Consider the following 15,502-nt stretch of genomic DNA (forward strand, 5'->3'; position numbering starts at 1 on the left):
CAAGGGGGGATGCCCCCTTGAATCGATTGCTTCCTACTCGCCCTCTGTTCCGGCCAGCGCGGCAACGATCGTCTCGACGAGGTGCTTGCCGCGCGCGTCGAGCTTTTCCTGCATTGCGGCGCTGGGCTGGAAGGTCTCGATCTGCCCGGCGATGTCGATGCCGCTTTGCGTGAGCAGTTCCTCCATCACCGCGACGCGGTCGGTCAGGACCCAGAGCTCGCGGGTGAGGGCGAGCACCGCGCTGCCCACCCGGCCCACGTCCGCATCGACCAGCGTCGGGCGGTCGGGGTGGTTGTAGGACTTGGGGTTGGTGGGCGTGGCAATCGTGTTCATGGCTGCGGCGTTCATTTCGGTTTGTGTCCCTTCACGACGTGGGGATATATGCCTTGCGCACTGACATCGACGAAGCCCGCCGCGCGGGCGACTTCGGCAAGATCGAGGCTCGCGGATTCGCGCCAGTAGGGTTCGCCCCCAAGGCGCGCGTTGCTGTCCGCGCGCCAGACCGAGAGCTTGTCCATGTCGGCGTAACGGGTGACGTCGGACATGATCATGTCGCCGCCCGGCTCCAGCACGCGGAATGCCTCCGCAAAGACGCGGCGGATCACGTCGGCGGGGATTTCGTGGAGCAGGATGTACGAGGCGACGAGGTCGAACGAGGCGTCGGCAAAGCCGGTGTTCTCGGCGGGACGCTGGTAGAGCTTCCAGGCCCAGCCGTGCGCGTTGCCGATGCGCTGGGCGTGCTCGAGAACGCGCAGCGAAAGGTCGACCCCGGTAATTTCGGCCTCGGGGTAGGTCTCCTGCAGGGCTTGCGTGAAGTGGCCGGTGGAGGCCCCCATGTCGAGGATGCGCTTATAGTCCTCGCGCGGCGCCATCGCGGCGACCGCGCGGCGCTGCTTGAAGATGCCGCCCGGGAAGAAGGCGTTGACGAGCTTGCGGTGGACGATCTCGCCGTGGATGTAGCCTTGCATCTCGTGGTCTTCCCAGCCGCCCGCGGTGCGGTGGAAGTTGACTCCCTCGAAGTAGGCGGGGGGCTCGGTTCCTTCGGGGGCCGGCTCCAGCGTGGTGGGCCCTTGCGACTGGTAGCGCGCGATCACGGGATCGAGGTCTGCGCGCACTTCCTCGAAGGCTTCGCGCGCGATGAGGCCGTGGTTGCGCGCATTCCATTCCCCGATCAGGGCCTGGGTGCGCCAGAGCGGGCTGGCCATCAGGCGTTGCTCGATCTGCTGGCTGCGCTGATCGATGTCCTGCGGCAGCTTTTCAGGATCGGGCACGACGCGCGCGATGTCCTTCTCGACCTCGCCGCGCAAGCCTTGCGTGCCGCGTCCGAAGTGGAGCAGGAAATCGAGCGAAGCGCGCCCGCGCTGGCGGACGGGCGGTTCAAGTGGGTTGGTCATGCGCATCCTCTTCTCAAGCTCTGGTGGGCGTGGGGCTCAATCGGCCCCTGCAGGTATCCTTAGTGGGCGCGGGCCTCGGCCACGGCGTCGCTGCGCTGGGCCCAGGCTCTGGCAACGGGGAGCGTGCCGCCAAGGGCCCCGCGCATGAAGTCCCCGGTTTCGCGGGTCATCCGGGCAAGCGCGTCGGCGGACTCGCGCGCGCCGTCCTCGCTCGGGCGGCCGAAGGCCCCGTTGAAATAGTGGTTCATGCCCGCAAAGACGAGCGCGTAGCCCAGCCCCTGGGGGGCGGCCTCATAGGCGTCGAGGTGCTGGTGCCAGTCGTCGATGAAGCCGGGCAGGACATCGGTGGTTCCGGTGACGACGAGCGCGGGACGCGTCAGCGCGCCGAGCCCTTCGCGCGTCGCGAGCCCCTTCATCTCGCCCGGCGGAGACAGTGCGATGACCGCCTCAGGGGCGCGGGCCGTGCCCAGCGTCCAGGCCGGATCGGCGAGCGTTGCCCCGCCCGCGACCAGCGCGATGAGCGCGCCGTAGCTATGTCCGGCCGCGATTACCTTGCCCGACAGGGTCGTCGCGCCAAGGTCCAGGTTCTGGGGAAGCCTTAAGGCGAAGGCGGTATCGACCGCGCGCCAGTCGGCGAGGCGGGTGGCGCGGCTGTCGGGGTACTTGTCCGGCGCGGGATATTCCTCGGAATCGGTGTGAAGCGGGGCGGCAACCACGAACCCCTGCGCCGCCCACGCGCGCAGCACGCGGTCATAACGTTCGGGCGTGGCGAAGTTGCCATGTGAGAAGATTACCAGCGCGCAGGCATCGCAGGCGGCCTCGGGCGCGTAGACGGTAACGGCAAGCGTGCGTGCGTCTTCGGTTGCTAGCGTCACGGTTTGCCTGCGCACGCCCGGCACGCTCTGTTCGGCAGCACTCTCCCGCATCGTGGGGCCCCCGGGTGCTGTGGACGCGCAGGCCGGAAGGCTTGCCAGAAGGGACAGCGCGGCCGTTGCCTGAACCAGTGTTGGTAACCTCGTCATGGCCGCAATGATCGACGAGTTGGCGGCCGAGCGCTCCCCGTTTTGTGCGTCGTGTTCGTCAGTTGAAAACGCGTGCAGTCCTGCATTCAGGTGCGCGGGAGGGCGGTGCAGAACAAGGGCCACGAGATCAGGAGAAACTCTGCATGAAGCGATCCTTCGCATCCCTTGCCCTGCCCACGCTGTTGCCCGCGCTGCTGGCCGGATGCGCCGCTTCGCCGGTATCCCGGACGCCCGCGCATGCCGATACCGCATTGAGCGAGGCCGAGGCCGAGGCGCTCTACCAGGAGCGATTTGCGCGCTACATGCGGCGCGAGCCCGGCGCAGGACTTGCCGGCTACGACACCCTCGCCCCGGTTGAGGGGACGGCGGACTGGACGCCGTTCCCGAACGGGGGCGGCGTGGCACCCGATGCCCTGGCGGCCGCGCGCGCCTATGCGGCGCAGGCCAACAGTTCCGCGTTCCTTGTCTGGCAGGGCGGCCACATGGTGAGCGAGGACTACTTCGGCGATACGACCGCCACCAGTCCGGTCGTTTCCAAGTCGCTGGCCAAGCCCCTGGCCACGATTGCAGTGGGCCGGGCCATGGCGGCAGGGCATATCGCCTCGCTCGACCAGCCGATGTCCGATTTCCTGACCGAATGGCAGGATACGCTCAAGGCCGCGATCACCATCCGGCAGGTCCTGGGGATGCGCTCGGGGCTCTTGCCGCAGGGCAGTTCCACCGATCCTGACAGCGTGCTCAACCGTTCGTACCTGCACCCCTTCCACGACCGGGTGCTGATCGAGGACTACCCGCTCGTGGATACGCCGGGCAGCCGCTATGAATACTCCAACGCCAATGGCGATCTTGTCGCGCTCTTGATCGAGCGCGCGACGGGTATCCCTTACGAGGAGTGGGTCGGCCGGGAGGTGCTGGCGAAGATCGGTGCGCGCGGGGGGCAGATCTGGATGGACCATCCGGGCGGCACGCCGCATTCGGGGTGCTGCATCCTGCTTCCCGCCGAAAGCTACCTGCGCCTTGCCGTGCTGCTGGCGCAGGACGGAACCTGGGAGGGCGCGCGCCTGCTGCCCGAGGGCTTCGTCACGGCCATGCGCAGGCCTTCGGCGCAGAATCCGCACGCCGGGCTCGGTGTCTACGTGGGCGCGCCCTATGTCGAGTGGCGCGGGCCGGCCAACCCGGAGCTGACCTATGGGCGCAGCTACCATTCCGAGCCCTACGCAGCTGATGACCTGTTCCTGTTCGACGGCAATTCCAACCAGGTGGTCTATGTGGTGCCCTCGCGCCAGCTGGTGGTCCTGCGCACCGGCGATAGCCCGCCCAAGGAGCCGGTCTGGGACAACACGGTGCTGCCCAACCTCATCCTGCGTGGGCTCTCCGCAAACTGAGCTTTCGCGCGCTGCGCAGATGATAAGAAAAGGGCCCGGATCGTATCGATCCGGGCCCCTTTCTCTGGCTGCCTTACCCCGTACCTCGCAGCAGGGGGACAGGGCTTTCGATCAGTACTTTGCCTTGAGCGTGAGGCCCATGGTGCGGCGCTCGCCGTAGAACAGCTGGTAGCTGTTGCCCGAGGGAAGCAGCACGACATAGGCGTTCGAGACGTACTTCTTGTCGAAGACGTTACGCGCCCAGATGCTGAGGTCGAAGTTGCCGAAGGAGATTCCCGAGCGCGCGTTGAACAGCGTGCGCGAGGGAATCGTCGCCTCGTTGGCGGGGGTGGTGTACATCTTGTCCTGCCAGCTGACATCGCCGCGCAGGAAGAACGACCCGTTGTCCCAGGGCAACTCGGTCTGCCACTGCGCGCCGAACGAGCCCTTCGCACGCGGCGTACGCTCGATCTGGTTGCCACCGACGCTGCCATCGGGGGTACAGACGATGCCGTCGCAGGGCGAAACCGTGCGGCTGAAACGCGCATCGACCGTCTCGTCGCTGTACTCGCCATGGGCGTAGGAGAAGTTGGCGTCGAAGGACCAGTGCTCATCGGGATAGAACGCGGTGTCGAACTCCGCGCCATAGACGGTCGCGCTGCCCAGGTTCAGGACGATGTTCACCGCGTTGGGATCGTTGGCGTAAGTGTCGGCCGAATTGATCTGGATGTCGCTCCAGTCGGTGTAGAACAGGGCCGCGTTGAAGGTCAGGCGTCCGCCCATGAGGGTGTTCTTGGCACCGACTTCGTAGGTCCAGTTCGATTCCTCGCCATAGGTGCGCTGCGTGTCCGAGGCGGCCGTGGCGTTGAAGCCGCCCGCCTTGGTGCCGCGCGCGGCCGAGGCGTAGAGCAGGGTGTCGGCCGAGGCGTCGAATTCGGCAGTGAAGCGCGGGGTGAAGGCGCGGAAGGCGTCCGCATAGCCCATGCCATTGCGGTTGTTGAGGACCGAGAGGTCGGTCCAGGAATAGCGCCCCTCCGCCCCCAGGCGCAGGTTGCCCGAGGGCGAAGTCCACTGCGTTTCGCCGAAGACCGAGCGCACCAGCGTGGTCGTTGTCGTGTTGGTGAGCGTGAGGTTGAGCGTCGCATTCTCGGTGAAGGGCACGACCGGCTGGCCCTCGCTCAGCGGCGGGGCGTAGACGAGGTTGAAGTTGTAGTCGTCATCGCCCTTGGAGATGAACCCGCCGAACGCGAAGTCGAAGCTCGAGCCATCGTAGTCGACGCGCCATTCGTGCGAATCGTAGTCGATCTCGCCGACCGGCGCGTTCTGGAAGACGCAGCTGGTAACGCAGTTCGACGGGTCGGACACGGTCATGTTGCCGATGCTGACATCGCCGGTCACGCGGCCGAACAGGTAGCTGGCGTTCCAGTGCGGGGCGAACTCGTAGGCGGCGTGGATGCGGGCGATCTGCGTGCTGGTCCAGGCACCGTAGCTGCGCGGATCGACATTGGCGCGCGAACCGGTGCCAGGCACTTCGCCGCACATCAGGCTGGGATTTCCGCTGGCACGAATGGCGCCGCAGTTGAGCTGGCCGCTGGCTTCCTCATAATCGGCGTTGGGGTTGGATTCGCGCTCGATGTCGAACTCGGAGTAGCTGGCCTCGATGACCATGCCGTCCGTCGGCCGGGCAATTGCCGAGACCGACCAGGAAGCGTTGTTCCACCCGCCGATGCGCCCGTTCGTACCGGGGCTCACTCCGGCATCGGCCCAGGGGTTGGAGTTCTTCCAGGTGCCGTCGAACTCGGAGTGGTTGTAGGTGGCGGCAAGGCCGAACTGGTCGCTGATCGGCAGCTTGGCCTTCACGCTGGCATCGTAGCGATCATAGATCCCGGCGGTCACTTCGCCCTCGGCGGTGAAGCCGCCCTCGGTGGTGGCCTTGTAGGCGATGAAGTTGACCGCGCCGGCAAAGGCGTTGCGCCCGTAGCGTGCGCTTTGCGGGCCCTTGACCACCTCGACGCGATCAAGCGCGGCCACGCCCATGTCGACCGACCAGCTGCGCGGCATGTAGATGCCGTCGTAGAAGGTGGCGACGTTGGTTTCGAGCGCGGTCACGCTGGTCTGCGCCTGGGCGCGGATGACGGGGACCTGGAAACCGCTCGAATAGTTCTCGAAGCTGAGGCCAGGGGTGAAGCGCGCAATGTCGCTCATGCCTTCGACCGACTTCTTCTCCATCGTCTCGTCGCTGAGCGCGGTGATCGACATCGGCACTTCCTGGATGCTCTCCGCACGGTTGCGCGCGGTGACCACGATGGTGCCGGCCGGCTGGTTCTCGCTTGCGGCCGGAGCCTCCTGGGCCTGAGCGGTACCGGGCAGCGCGATGGCGAGCGCGCCCAGCGCGATCGAACACAGGGCCTGCGTCTTGTAGGTATGGCGATGGATCATGGTTCCCCCTGGATGGTCGTAATCGGGCGCATCGGCCCGCGTATCCTCGGGGGGAAGGTGTCCCGTTGGCAGCGCGCCCCCAAACCATTTGGGGGGCGCTGTTCAAGGGGTGAATTTGCAAGGCGCTCTTGCGTTCGTTGCTGTTCGCAGGGTGAACGCAGGAGCGCGGAAAGGAGGCTTCAAGCCGGCTTGCGGCCCTGGACGACGTGGGGATAGATGCCGTGCGCCGTCACGTCGACGAAGCCGGCCTCGCGCGCCACCTCGGCAAGATCGAGGCAGGCCGATTCGCGCCAGAACGGCTCGCCGCCCAGCCGCGCGCCGCTGTCCGCGCGCCACACCGAAAGCTTGTCCATGTCGGCGTAGCGGGTGACGTCGGACATGATCATGTCGCCGCCTGGCTCCAGTAGTCGGAAGGCTTCGGCAAAGACGGCGCGGATCACGTCGGCGGGGATCTCGTGGAGCAGGATGTAGGAGGCGACGAGGTCGAAGGAGGCATCGGCAAAGCCGGTGTCCTCGGCGGGGCGCTGGTAGAGCTTCCAGGCCCAGCCGTGCGCGTTGCCGATGCGTTGGGCGTGTTCGAGAACCCGCAGCGAAAGGTCGACGCCGGTAATCTCGGCCTCGGGGTAGGTCTCCTGCAGGGCTTGCGTGAAGTGGCCGGTCGAGGCGCCCATGTCGAGGATGCGTGTGTAGTCCTCACGCGGGGCCATCGCGGCGACCGCGCGGCGCTGCTTGTAGATGCCGCCGGGATAGAGCGCTTCCACCAGTTTGCGGTGGACGATCTCGCCGTGGATATACCCTTGCATCGCGTGGTCTTCCCAGCCGCCCGCCGTGCGGTGGAAGTTGACGCCTTCGAAATAGGCTGGGGGCACTGCGCCTTCGGGCGCGGGCTCGAGCGTGGTTGGTCCTTGCGACTGGTAGCGCTCGATCACGGGATCGATGGATTCGCGCACGTCCTCGAAGGCCTCGCGCGCGACGAGGCCGTGCATGCGGGCGTGGTATTCGCCCAGGAGCTGGCTGGTGCGATAGGCGGGGCTTGCCAGGCAGGACTGGCTGAGCTGCCGGTCGCGCAGGTCGAGATCGTCGGGAAGAACTGCTGGGTCGGGCAGCATCTCGGCCTGCTCCGCGCTCACCTGGCTGCGCAGCGGCTGGCCGCCGCGCGCCAGGTGGATCATGAAGTCGAGCGAGGCGCGCCCGCGTTGCTGCGCGGTGAAGGCCAGCGGGTTGTCGGTGTGAGGTGCGGCAAGGGTGTCGGTCACGAGACGTCCTCCTGCTTGAGTTTGTAGCCGGCAAGCAGCGTGATCGCCGCGATGCTCAGGAAGCCGGGAATGTAGCATACGCCGAGCAGCAGCGCCTGCCGGATTTCCGGCGTGCGCATGGCCTCGGGCGGCAGCGTCTTGTCGAACCCGGCGAGGGAGAGCGCGATGCCCACGATCAGCGGTCCGACGGCGAACGTGAATTTCTCGGTGAAGCTGTAGAAGGCGGTGTAGACGCCCTCGTGGCGAACGCCGGTGCGCAGCGCGTCGAAGCTGATGATGTCGGTCAGCATCGACATCGCCATGATGACGTTGGCGCAGGCCCCGAATGAGACGACCGCCATGCGCAGTACGTAGTAGATGACGGGCTCTGTCGGCGAGGCGAAGTACTAGCTCAGCACGGCCAAGAGGTAGAAGCTGCCGCCCACGATGTAGGTCTGGCTCTTGCCGATCTTGCGCGAAAGCCGGACGAGGAGCGGGGCGGAGGCGAGCTGGACCAGCGTGCCCACGACCGCGGCGGGCGCGAGGATCGTGAGGTCGCGCTGGAGTACGTTCAAGAGGAAGAACATCGCGGCGGCCTGCGAGGAAGCAACGCCGATCAACTGGGTGGCCTTGACTCCGAGCAGGCGGATGAAGTGGCGGTTGGAGAAGACGTGGCCGATTTCGCTGAGGATCTTCGGGCGCTCGACCTGGCTGGCGGTGAAGCGCGCGCTGCGCGTCCCCAGATAGGCGATCATGGTGGCCCCGAAGATGATCGCCCCGCCGCACAGGCCGATCACTGTGTAGGAGAACTGGCTGGTGCGCCCCAGCGCCTCGAGCGCGATGGGCGAGATCGTGCCCACCACCAGCGAGGCGATCGCGACATACATCATGCGCACGCCGTGGATGGACGAACGCTCGTGGTAGCTGTCGGTCATCTCGGCTGGCATCGACATGTAGGGCACGTTGAAGAGCGCGTAGCCGCAGGTGTAGATGAGGAGGGCGCCGAACACGTAGGAGGCGCGCAGGACTTCGCTCGCGAACATCGGTGTCGTGAAGATCATGATGTACGAGCCCGCGCAGGCGAACGAGCCCCACAGCAGGAACGGGCGACGACGGCTGCCGGTGGTGCGCAGACGGTCGCTCCAGGTACCCACGACCGGATCGGTGACCACGCCCAGCAGCTTGCTGACGAAGATCAGGGTCCCTGCCAGAGCCGGGTCGATCTGCAGTACGCTCACCATGTAGAACAGGATCAGGCCACCGATCGAGTTCATCAGGATCGCGATGCCCAGCGCGCCCGAGCCCCAGCTGTACTGCAGGCGCAGCGGAACCTGGCGCGGGTTCTCGATGGTATCGCGGGCCGGATCGGGCAGGAACGTGGCCTCCCCGCTGGCGTCGGCGACCTTGCTTGTCATCTTGGCTTCTTCCCCACTCGTCTCGCACGCATCGTGCACGAAGGGGAAGGCTACCGCGCACATGGGCGCAAGGCGCGCGCTCATTCGGTGCAAATTCATGTGATGAACAGCCGCTTGCTAGAGGCCGGGGGCGGAGCTGTTCACCTGCTGAAAACAGCGCGCTTCAAGGCAGGACAGGCGGCCCTGCGACGCTAGTGTGCGCGGTCTGTTGCGAGATGACGAAGGAAGACCAGACGATGAGCGATACCCTGCATTTCCCGGTCGTTGTCGTGGGCGCCGGGGGCACGGGGCTCACCGCCGCGCTGGCCGCGCACGATGCGGGCGTGGAGGCGCTGGTGATCGAGCGCGACGCGACCCCGCTCGGCTCCACGGCGATGTCGACAGGGCTCATTCCGGCCTCGGGCACGCCCGAACAGGCTGCGCAGGGGATTGCCGATTCCCCGGAACTGTTCGCGCAGGACATCATGGCCAAGACCAAGGGGCTGACCGATCCCGATATGGCGCTTGCCATCGCGCGCGAGTCGGTCGAGACGATTGCCTGGATGCGCGACGAACACGGCGTGCCGCTCGATCTGGTCGACGGCTTCCTCTATCCCGGCCACAGCGTGCGGCGCATGTACGGGACGCCCAACCGCACCGGGGGCGAACTGATGGCCGCGCTGGAGGACGCCTGCGGCAAGGCCGAGATCCCGATCCTGACCGAAGCGACCGTGGAAGAGGTGTTGCATGACGGCGCGCGGGTGACAGGCGTGCGCTACCGCCGTCCCGATGGCGCGCTGGAGGATGTCACCTGCGATGCGCTGATCCTCGCCTGCTCGGGCTTTGCGGGCAATCCCGAGATGGTGGCAAAGTTCATCCCCGACATGGCCGCGGCCACCTTCCACGGTCATCCCGGCAACAAGGGCGATGCGGTGCGCTGGGGCGAGGAACTGGGCGCGCAGCTGGAAGACATGACCGGCTACCAGGGCCACGGCGGTCTCGCCATGGGGCACGGTATCCCGATCCTGTGGCCGCTCATCATGGAAGGCGGTTTCCAGGTGAACCTGGAGGGCAAGCGCTTCTCCGATGAAAGCGCGGGCTATTCCGAGCAGGCCGCCAAGGTCAACGCGCAGCCCGAGCACGTCGCCTGGTCGATCTTCGATGAACGCCTGCACCAGCTCATGTGCACCTTCGACGACTATCGCGATGCTCTGAAGGCAGGCGCGGTGGTGCGCGCGGACACTCTGCAAGAGCTGGCCGAGAAGACCCGCCTTCCGGCCAAGGCGCTTGGCGCCACGCTGGCCGATGTCGCCGCTAGCGCGCGGGGTGAGGCGCAGGATGCCTGGGGACGCCGTTTCGAGGAACGCCACTTGCTGGAAGCGCCCTACTACGCCGCGCGGGTCACCGGGGCGCTGTTCCACACCCAGGGCGGCCTTGTCGTCGATGCCGAGGCGCGCGTGTGCGGCGCGGATGGCATACCGCTCCCCAATCTTTTTGCAGGCGGCGGCGCGGCGCGCGGAATTTCGGGTACCGGCTCCTACGGCTACCTTGCCGGGAACGGCCTGCTCACCGCAACGACGCTGGGCAAGCTCGCCGGACGCAGCGCGGCGCGGCTGGTCGAGGACTGAATTTCCGACCGTCCTGGCGGTTCGTGAGCGCGGCCCTACCTCGCGCCAGCGCGGGATGCCGCGTCGGCCGTGTCCTAGGGCTTCACCGCGCGCGTGACCCAGGGGTAGGACTGGGCGCCCAGGCCATAGGCCTCGACCTCGACGAAGCCCGCTGCGCGCAGTTCGTCCTCCCAGTTGGCCAGGCACGTCTCGCGGAAATAGGGTTCCTCGCGGTGGTCGTTGTCCCATTCCAGCAGGACGGCGGTGAACATGTCGACCGCGCGGAACGGGGGCGGGTCGGAGATCACGATCTCGCCGCCGGATTTGAGGATGCGGAAGGCCTCGGCGAACATCTCGCGGTTCACGGGAACGGGCGCTTCGTGGTGGACGGCGTAGCTGAAGACAGCGTCCACGCTACCGTCGGCCTCGCCCGTCGTGCGCGCGTCGCACTGGCGCAGGTCCACCTTGAGGCCCATTTTCTCGGCAAGGCGGTGCCCCTCTTTGAGGCCACGGCCGTTGAGGTCGCAGCCGATCAGTTCGGCCTCGGGGAAGACCTTGGAGATCGCCAGCAGGGTGAAGACGCTGCCACAGCCGATTTCAAGGATGCGCGTGTGGTCGCGGCGGCGGAACTGCTGGACGACATCGATGCGCTGCCCGCCAATGTTCGAGCCCGGCGGCACGGCAGCAAAGCCGCCGTAGCGGAACACGCGCCCGATCCCGGCGCCCTTGGTGCCCAGATCGTAGCCATCTACGCCGATGGGCGCGAGGTGGAAGTGGATGCCCTCGTACCAGTCCGGGAGCGGGGCCTCGGGATCGAGGGCGAGGCTGCCGCCTGCGCTGTTCACCGGCAGGCTGTCGAGATGTTCGTGCATCGCGCGCATTTCCTCGGCGGCGACGAGGTTGCGGTTCATCATCTCCTCGGCGACGTAGCGCTGGGCGAAGCGTTCCATGCGGTAGTTGGGAAGGCTGGCGGCCAGATCCTTGGCCTTGTCGACGCGCTCCGCAATGGCTTCAGGCGTATCGGCGGTGCCGGTCGCGTGCGCTTCGGTGAGCGCGCGGCCTTCAGGGCTTGTCTCGAAGTCCTGGCGTGCGGCTTCGCGCGTGGCGACCGAGGTGAACTTGAGGATGCCGCCCAGTACGTCGAGCCCGGCGCGGCTGCGCTGCGACATGGTCTGGGACGCCACGGGCATCCGCACGGCCTGGGCGCCGGTTCCTTCCGACTTCGCCTCACTCATTCTTCGCCTCCATCCTCGGCTCGGGCATCAGTGTCTACCTCTTGGCAGGGTGCGGCAAGGGCTCCGACCACGCGCGCTTTTTCCGAGGCGCTGTTCAACAGGTGAGCAGGCGGTGCATCGGGACTGCGGCAAAGGGCCCGGGGCGTGCTGCGATGCGCGCACGATCCAGCACAGGAGGACAAGGACGATGACGGGTTCGAAATGGCGCATCGGCGCACTGATGGCCGCATTTGTGGCCGGGGTGGGCAGCGCGCCTGTCCGGGCGGACGAGACCGAGAACGCGCGCGCGGCGATCTGGACGCTGGAGCAGGCGATCTACGAGGGGCGCAGCAAGGGCGATGTCTCGGCCTATGCGAACACGACCGCAAAGGGGTACATGGCCTGGCCGCCGGTGCTGGCTGCGCCGATGCGGGTGGACGGGTTTGATGCGGCCCTCGCCAACCCGCAGGCTTCGCAGGAGGAACTGGCGATGGAGCTGATCGATTTCACCCTGCACGGCGAGACGGCGATCATCTACTACCGCACGCACCGCACGCGGCTCGCCGACGGGACGCCCGCCGACGACCGCTTCGATGTCACCCATACCTGGATCCGAGAAGATGGCGCCTGGCGTGTTCTGGGCGGCATGGCGCGCAGCCAGGTTTTACCTTGAGAGCCCGGGAGCGTGCCGGTTACTCGGCGGTGAATCCGGCGCGCTCCAGGATCTTCTGGTAGGTGCGCTCCTTGGCGGCAAGCGGCGCGCCCATGACCGAGGCGATCATGCGGTCGCGCAGCGCTTCGACCCTGGGCTCGCGCTCGGGCGTCCATTCAAAGCTCTCCACGCTGCCGGCTTCGAGCACGCCCTTGTCCTCGAGCAGTTCCTCCACGACGGCGAGGCGGTCGCGCGTGATCCACAGCTCGGAAAGCAGGCTCATCACCATGCGCGCGAGATCCTCGGTGTCCATGGCTTCGAGATAGCGGTGTGCGGGCGGGGTGGATGGGCTGGACATGGTAGAGGTGGCCTTTCGTGGGAATGGGCTCATGCGGGTGCGAGTGGCATCCGGGCTTCGAGCTGGCGGGTCTCAAGCTGAACGATGCGCCGCTGGATCACCGCGTGGCGGCGCTGGTCGATGGGAAAGCGCCAGATGATGAGCGCGCCGCCGATCTTGAGAATTGCGGGAAGCAGCGCGACGGTGAAGAGCATGCCGAAGGCGGCGGTCGCATCGTTGGTGGCGTCCGCGCGGGCATCGTAGCCAAACAGGCTGAGAAGCAGGAACGCCGCGCCCGCGCCGATGGCCAGCGCCACCTTGTTGGTGAGAAGGTAGAAGGCGAAATAGCCCCCGGTGCGCTGCTCGCCGGTGCGCAGGCGCCCGTAGTCGGCAACATCGGCCAGGATCGCGGGGCTGATGACGACGATGGCCGAGGCCCCCGCACCGATGAAGACGATGACGACGAAACTGATCGCGAGGATCGTGTCGAGGCTCATCGTGGCGACATCGACGAACCAGTAGCCCTGCATCGCAAGGCTGGAGATCGTGACCGCAACGACATAACTCTTGTGCTTGCCGAAACGTCCCGCCGCCCAGATCCACAACGGCATCGAGGCGGCCATGGTGATCGCGAAGACGGTCATCAGATAGGGGTACCAGGCGCCGAGCTTCAGGTAGCCATCATAGAACGTGAAGATGATCTGCAGGATCCCCATGCCCATCCCGCACAAGGTGAAAGAGGCCAGGTAGATCCACAAGGGCTTGTTGGAACGCACCGATTTCAGGAAGCCGATCAGTTCAGGGCGCTTGGCGGGAAGCGCGATCCCCTTGGGCGCGAAGAAGAAGCTGATGCCGATGGTCACGGGAAAGATCACTGCGGCCGCCACGAAGAAATAGGCGAGCATGTCGATCGAGTAGGCCGAGCTTTCGCTGAGGCCGAACCAGGCGACCGCGATCGGCAGGACGTAGTTGCCCAGGCTCCCCAGCTGGGTGACGATGGCCTTGGCCCCGGTGATCTTCGAGCGCGCCTTATAGTCGGTGGTCAGTTCCGCGCCCCAGGACTGCTGGTTGATGTCGACCATCGTGAAACCGAAGTCGTACAGCGCCTTCCACGCGACGAGGTAGACAAGGCCGACCGGCCCGCTTGGGCGCAGCAGGAAGAAGGAGGCGATGAGGCACAGCAGGCCGCCCGCCACGATCCAGGGCTTGCGCGCGCCCCAGCGCGTGCGCGTCCGGTCCGAGACGTAGCCCATGAGCTGGTCGGTGACCGCATCGAACACCCGCAAGGTGACAAGCACGCCGCCCAGCGCGGCAAGGTCGATCCCGAATTCCTTGGCGTAGAGCTGGGGCACGTAGGCCATCATCGGCATCTGCAGCAGGCCCGGCCCGAAGGCGGCGAGTGCGAACGTGATGAGGGCGACGGTGCTTGGCTGCGTGGCGGCTCGTCTCGTCTGGGTCATGGGGCGAGTGTGCCGCAAGAGGTGCGTTGGGGCAGGGGGCTTTGCGCAGCGCTGTTCATCTGCCGAGAACGGAGGGGAAAGAAAGGAGAACCTTACAAGGGGCCATCGCCCCTTGACCCCCAAACGGGCGAGCTCACTTTTCTCAGCCAATGCCGCGTGCGGGAGGTGAGCTGGACAGATTTGGGAGCCCGAGGGCGATGGCCCTCGGAAAGATTCTACGGTCTTCGGTTGTCTCGCCTCATCCCCCAGGAAGGTTCGCTTGCGATGCACCGCCCGCGAGCTCGGGATAGGCCGAAAGCACTTCGCGCCGACCACTGCGGGCGCGTTCGCGGATCTTGCGGCGGGTGAGCCAGTGGAAGGTCTTGCCGTGCTCGGTGTTGGTGTCGACGATGCGCGCGGCCCAGCGCCCGATGGTGGCGGGGTGATCGGCAATGAGGTTGACCTGCGCGCGGCGTTCCGGGGTCATGCCGCCTGTCTTGCGATTCTCGCGCAGGAACCCTTCGGTGATGACGAGGCCGGGGCTCAGCGATCCGGTGAGGACGGGCGTGCCCAGCGTCTCCTCGGCCAGGCAATCCATGAGGTAGGTGACCGCCACCTTGCTGGCTGCATAGCCGCTCATCTGGGGGACAAGGCTGCCGTCGGCCCCCGCGCCGAGCATGGTGTAGAGAGCGCCGGCGTGTTCGGCCTGCGCGAAGCCGCGAATGGCGGTGCGGCAGCCGTGGACCACGCCCATGACATTGACGTCGAGCATGGAGCGCATGTCCTCGTCAGTGATCTGCATGAGCGGGCCGCCGAGCGCGAGACCGGCGTTGTTGATCCAGATATCGACCTTGCCCATCTGCACGCAGGTCTGGGCCCACAGCGCGTTGACGTCTTCGGGGCGTGTGACGTCGCAGGCTAGGCCCAGTGTGCTTGCGGGCATGTCGCGGCCGATCTCCTCGGCGACCGTGCGGGCCTCCTCGGCGTTGGTGGAAGAGACGACGACGTTGATCCCGCGCGTCAGGAGCGCCTCGGCAAGTGCGCGTCCGATCCCGCGTGTGCTGCCGGTGACAACGGCGGTCTTGCGGCTCTCGGGCATCCTCGTGTGTCCTTTCCTTCAATCCCTGGTGCTGCCCAGGTCCCCTGCCGGGCAATGGGCCCTGCCGGTGCGCAAATGGCCAGCGCGGCGAGAGGGGCTGTTCAAACAGCGAGAGACGGTGGATCGTGTCCTGTCACACCTGTGACCTGCTGCGTAGCGAAGAGCATGGATCACAGGAGAAGGTGCACAGTGGGAATTTCGGGGGGTGTCATGCTGAGAGGAATACTTGCATTTGGTCTGGGGACGGCGGGCACATCAGGCCCGGCGTCTGTGGGGGAGGAAGGGCCAGCGCCCTTTGCTGAAAGT

The 15,502-nt window shown here is 66.6% G+C and carries 12 protein-coding genes and 1 pseudogene; 3 read left to right on the forward strand and 10 right to left on the reverse strand.

The genetic code is table 11. The features are described from left to right. Positions 1 to 33: 33 nt before the first annotated feature. The 3 genes from MBENS4_RS10850 to MBENS4_RS10860 are packed head-to-tail and all read right to left on the reverse strand — an operon-like array spanning position 34 to position 2,320. A complete protein-coding gene (locus MBENS4_RS10850) occupies positions 34 to 348 on the reverse strand; it encodes a hypothetical protein (protein WP_144400892.1) in 315 nt (104 codons plus the stop codon). After that, complete coding sequence (locus tag MBENS4_RS24090; protein ID WP_159108047.1) at positions 345 to 1,394, reverse strand: class I SAM-dependent methyltransferase; 1,050 nt, start codon at positions 1,392 to 1,394, stop codon at positions 345 to 347. Before MBENS4_RS24090 ends, MBENS4_RS10850 begins: the two co-directional genes overlap by 4 nt. A 59-nt stretch (positions 1,395 to 1,453) precedes the next feature. Beyond that, positions 1,454 to 2,320, reverse strand: coding sequence for an alpha/beta hydrolase family protein (locus tag MBENS4_RS10860; RefSeq protein WP_144400893.1), 867 nt, complete (start codon positions 2,318 to 2,320; stop codon positions 1,454 to 1,456). Between the two features lie 239 nt (positions 2,321 to 2,559). Here MBENS4_RS10860 and MBENS4_RS10865 point away from each other — a divergent pair, with 239 nt between their 5' ends. Beyond that, positions 2,560 to 3,801: a serine hydrolase domain-containing protein gene (locus MBENS4_RS10865; protein ID WP_039390721.1), complete on the forward strand. Its 1,242-nt coding sequence runs from the start codon at positions 2,560 to 2,562 to the stop codon at positions 3,799 to 3,801. Between the two features lie 111 nt (positions 3,802 to 3,912). Here MBENS4_RS10865 and MBENS4_RS10870 read toward each other — a convergent pair whose 3' ends face one another. From MBENS4_RS10870 to MBENS4_RS26640, 3 genes and pseudogenes are all read right to left on the reverse strand, one after another. Then, positions 3,913 to 6,219 (reverse strand): TonB-dependent receptor, encoded by a 2,307-nt coding sequence (locus MBENS4_RS10870; RefSeq protein WP_039390722.1) that lies wholly within the window; start codon positions 6,217 to 6,219, stop codon positions 3,913 to 3,915. Positions 6,220 to 6,398: 179 nt separating this feature from the next. Beyond that, complete coding sequence (locus tag MBENS4_RS24095) at positions 6,399 to 7,475, reverse strand: class I SAM-dependent methyltransferase (RefSeq protein ID WP_052322196.1); 1,077 nt, start codon at positions 7,473 to 7,475, stop codon at positions 6,399 to 6,401. After that, positions 7,472 to 8,968, reverse strand: a pseudogene (locus MBENS4_RS26640) (MFS transporter). Before MBENS4_RS26640 ends, MBENS4_RS24095 begins: the two are co-directional and overlap by 4 nt. 137 nt (positions 8,969 to 9,105) lie before the next feature. On the opposite strand from MBENS4_RS26640, the gene MBENS4_RS10890 reads away from it, so the two are divergent. Then, positions 9,106 to 10,476, forward strand: coding sequence for an FAD-dependent oxidoreductase (locus MBENS4_RS10890; RefSeq protein ID WP_039390725.1), 1,371 nt, complete (start codon positions 9,106 to 9,108; stop codon positions 10,474 to 10,476). Positions 10,477 to 10,550: 74 nt separating this feature from the next. Here the strand turns inward: MBENS4_RS10890 and MBENS4_RS24100 are convergent, their stop codons facing one another. Beyond that, positions 10,551 to 11,690 carry a class I SAM-dependent methyltransferase gene (locus MBENS4_RS24100; RefSeq protein WP_052322197.1) on the reverse strand — a complete coding sequence of 380 codons (1,140 nt, stop codon included), beginning with the start codon at positions 11,688 to 11,690 and terminating at the stop codon, positions 10,551 to 10,553. Positions 11,691 to 11,877: 187 nt separating this feature from the next. On the opposite strand from MBENS4_RS24100, the gene MBENS4_RS10900 reads away from it, so the two are divergent. After that, a complete protein-coding gene (locus tag MBENS4_RS10900; protein WP_039390726.1) occupies positions 11,878 to 12,342 on the forward strand; it encodes a nuclear transport factor 2 family protein in 465 nt (154 codons plus the stop codon). 19 nt (positions 12,343 to 12,361) lie between these two features. Here the strand turns inward: MBENS4_RS10900 and MBENS4_RS10905 are convergent, their stop codons facing one another. The 3 genes from MBENS4_RS10905 to MBENS4_RS24105 all read right to left on the reverse strand — a co-directional run bounded on the left by MBENS4_RS10905 (position 12,362) and on the right by MBENS4_RS24105 (position 15,196). Beyond that, positions 12,362 to 12,679, reverse strand: coding sequence for a hypothetical protein (locus MBENS4_RS10905; RefSeq protein ID WP_039390727.1), 318 nt, complete (start codon positions 12,677 to 12,679; stop codon positions 12,362 to 12,364). Between the two features lie 29 nt (positions 12,680 to 12,708). Continuing rightward, positions 12,709 to 14,118, reverse strand: coding sequence for an MFS transporter (locus MBENS4_RS10910; protein WP_039390728.1), 1,410 nt, complete (start codon positions 14,116 to 14,118; stop codon positions 12,709 to 12,711). A gap of 238 nt (positions 14,119 to 14,356) precedes the next feature. Next, positions 14,357 to 15,196: an SDR family oxidoreductase gene (locus MBENS4_RS24105; protein WP_052322198.1), complete on the reverse strand. Its 840-nt coding sequence runs from the start codon at positions 15,194 to 15,196 to the stop codon at positions 14,357 to 14,359. Between the last annotated feature and the right edge of the window lie 306 nt (positions 15,197 to 15,502).

It is taken from the genome of Novosphingobium sp. MBES04 (assembly GCF_000813185.1).
GTDB classification, from domain to species: Bacteria; Pseudomonadota; Alphaproteobacteria; order Sphingomonadales; family Sphingomonadaceae; genus Novosphingobium; species Novosphingobium decolorationis.

Coding starts and splice junctions, on each gene's coding strand:
- MBENS4_RS10850 (WP_144400892.1), bottom strand. CDS start 348: ATGAACGCCGCAGCCATGAACACGATTGCCACGCCCACCAACCCCAAG.
- MBENS4_RS24090 (WP_159108047.1), bottom strand. CDS start 1,394: ATGACCAACCCACTTGAACCGCCCGTCCGCCAGCGCGGGCGCGCTTCG.
- MBENS4_RS10860 (WP_144400893.1), bottom strand. CDS start 2,320: ATGCGGGAGAGTGCTGCCGAACAGAGCGTGCCGGGCGTGCGCAGGCAA.
- MBENS4_RS10865 (WP_039390721.1), top strand. CDS start 2,560: ATGAAGCGATCCTTCGCATCCCTTGCCCTGCCCACGCTGTTGCCCGCG.
- MBENS4_RS10870 (WP_039390722.1), bottom strand. CDS start 6,219: ATGATCCATCGCCATACCTACAAGACGCAGGCCCTGTGTTCGATCGCG.
- MBENS4_RS10890 (WP_039390725.1), top strand. CDS start 9,106: ATGAGCGATACCCTGCATTTCCCGGTCGTTGTCGTGGGCGCCGGGGGC.
- MBENS4_RS24100 (WP_052322197.1), bottom strand. CDS start 11,690: ATGAGTGAGGCGAAGTCGGAAGGAACCGGCGCCCAGGCCGTGCGGATG.
- MBENS4_RS10900 (WP_039390726.1), top strand. CDS start 11,878: ATGACGGGTTCGAAATGGCGCATCGGCGCACTGATGGCCGCATTTGTG.
- MBENS4_RS10905 (WP_039390727.1), bottom strand. CDS start 12,679: ATGTCCAGCCCATCCACCCCGCCCGCACACCGCTATCTCGAAGCCATG.
- MBENS4_RS10910 (WP_039390728.1), bottom strand. CDS start 14,118: ATGACCCAGACGAGACGAGCCGCCACGCAGCCAAGCACCGTCGCCCTC.
- MBENS4_RS24105 (WP_052322198.1), bottom strand. CDS start 15,196: ATGCCCGAGAGCCGCAAGACCGCCGTTGTCACCGGCAGCACACGCGGG.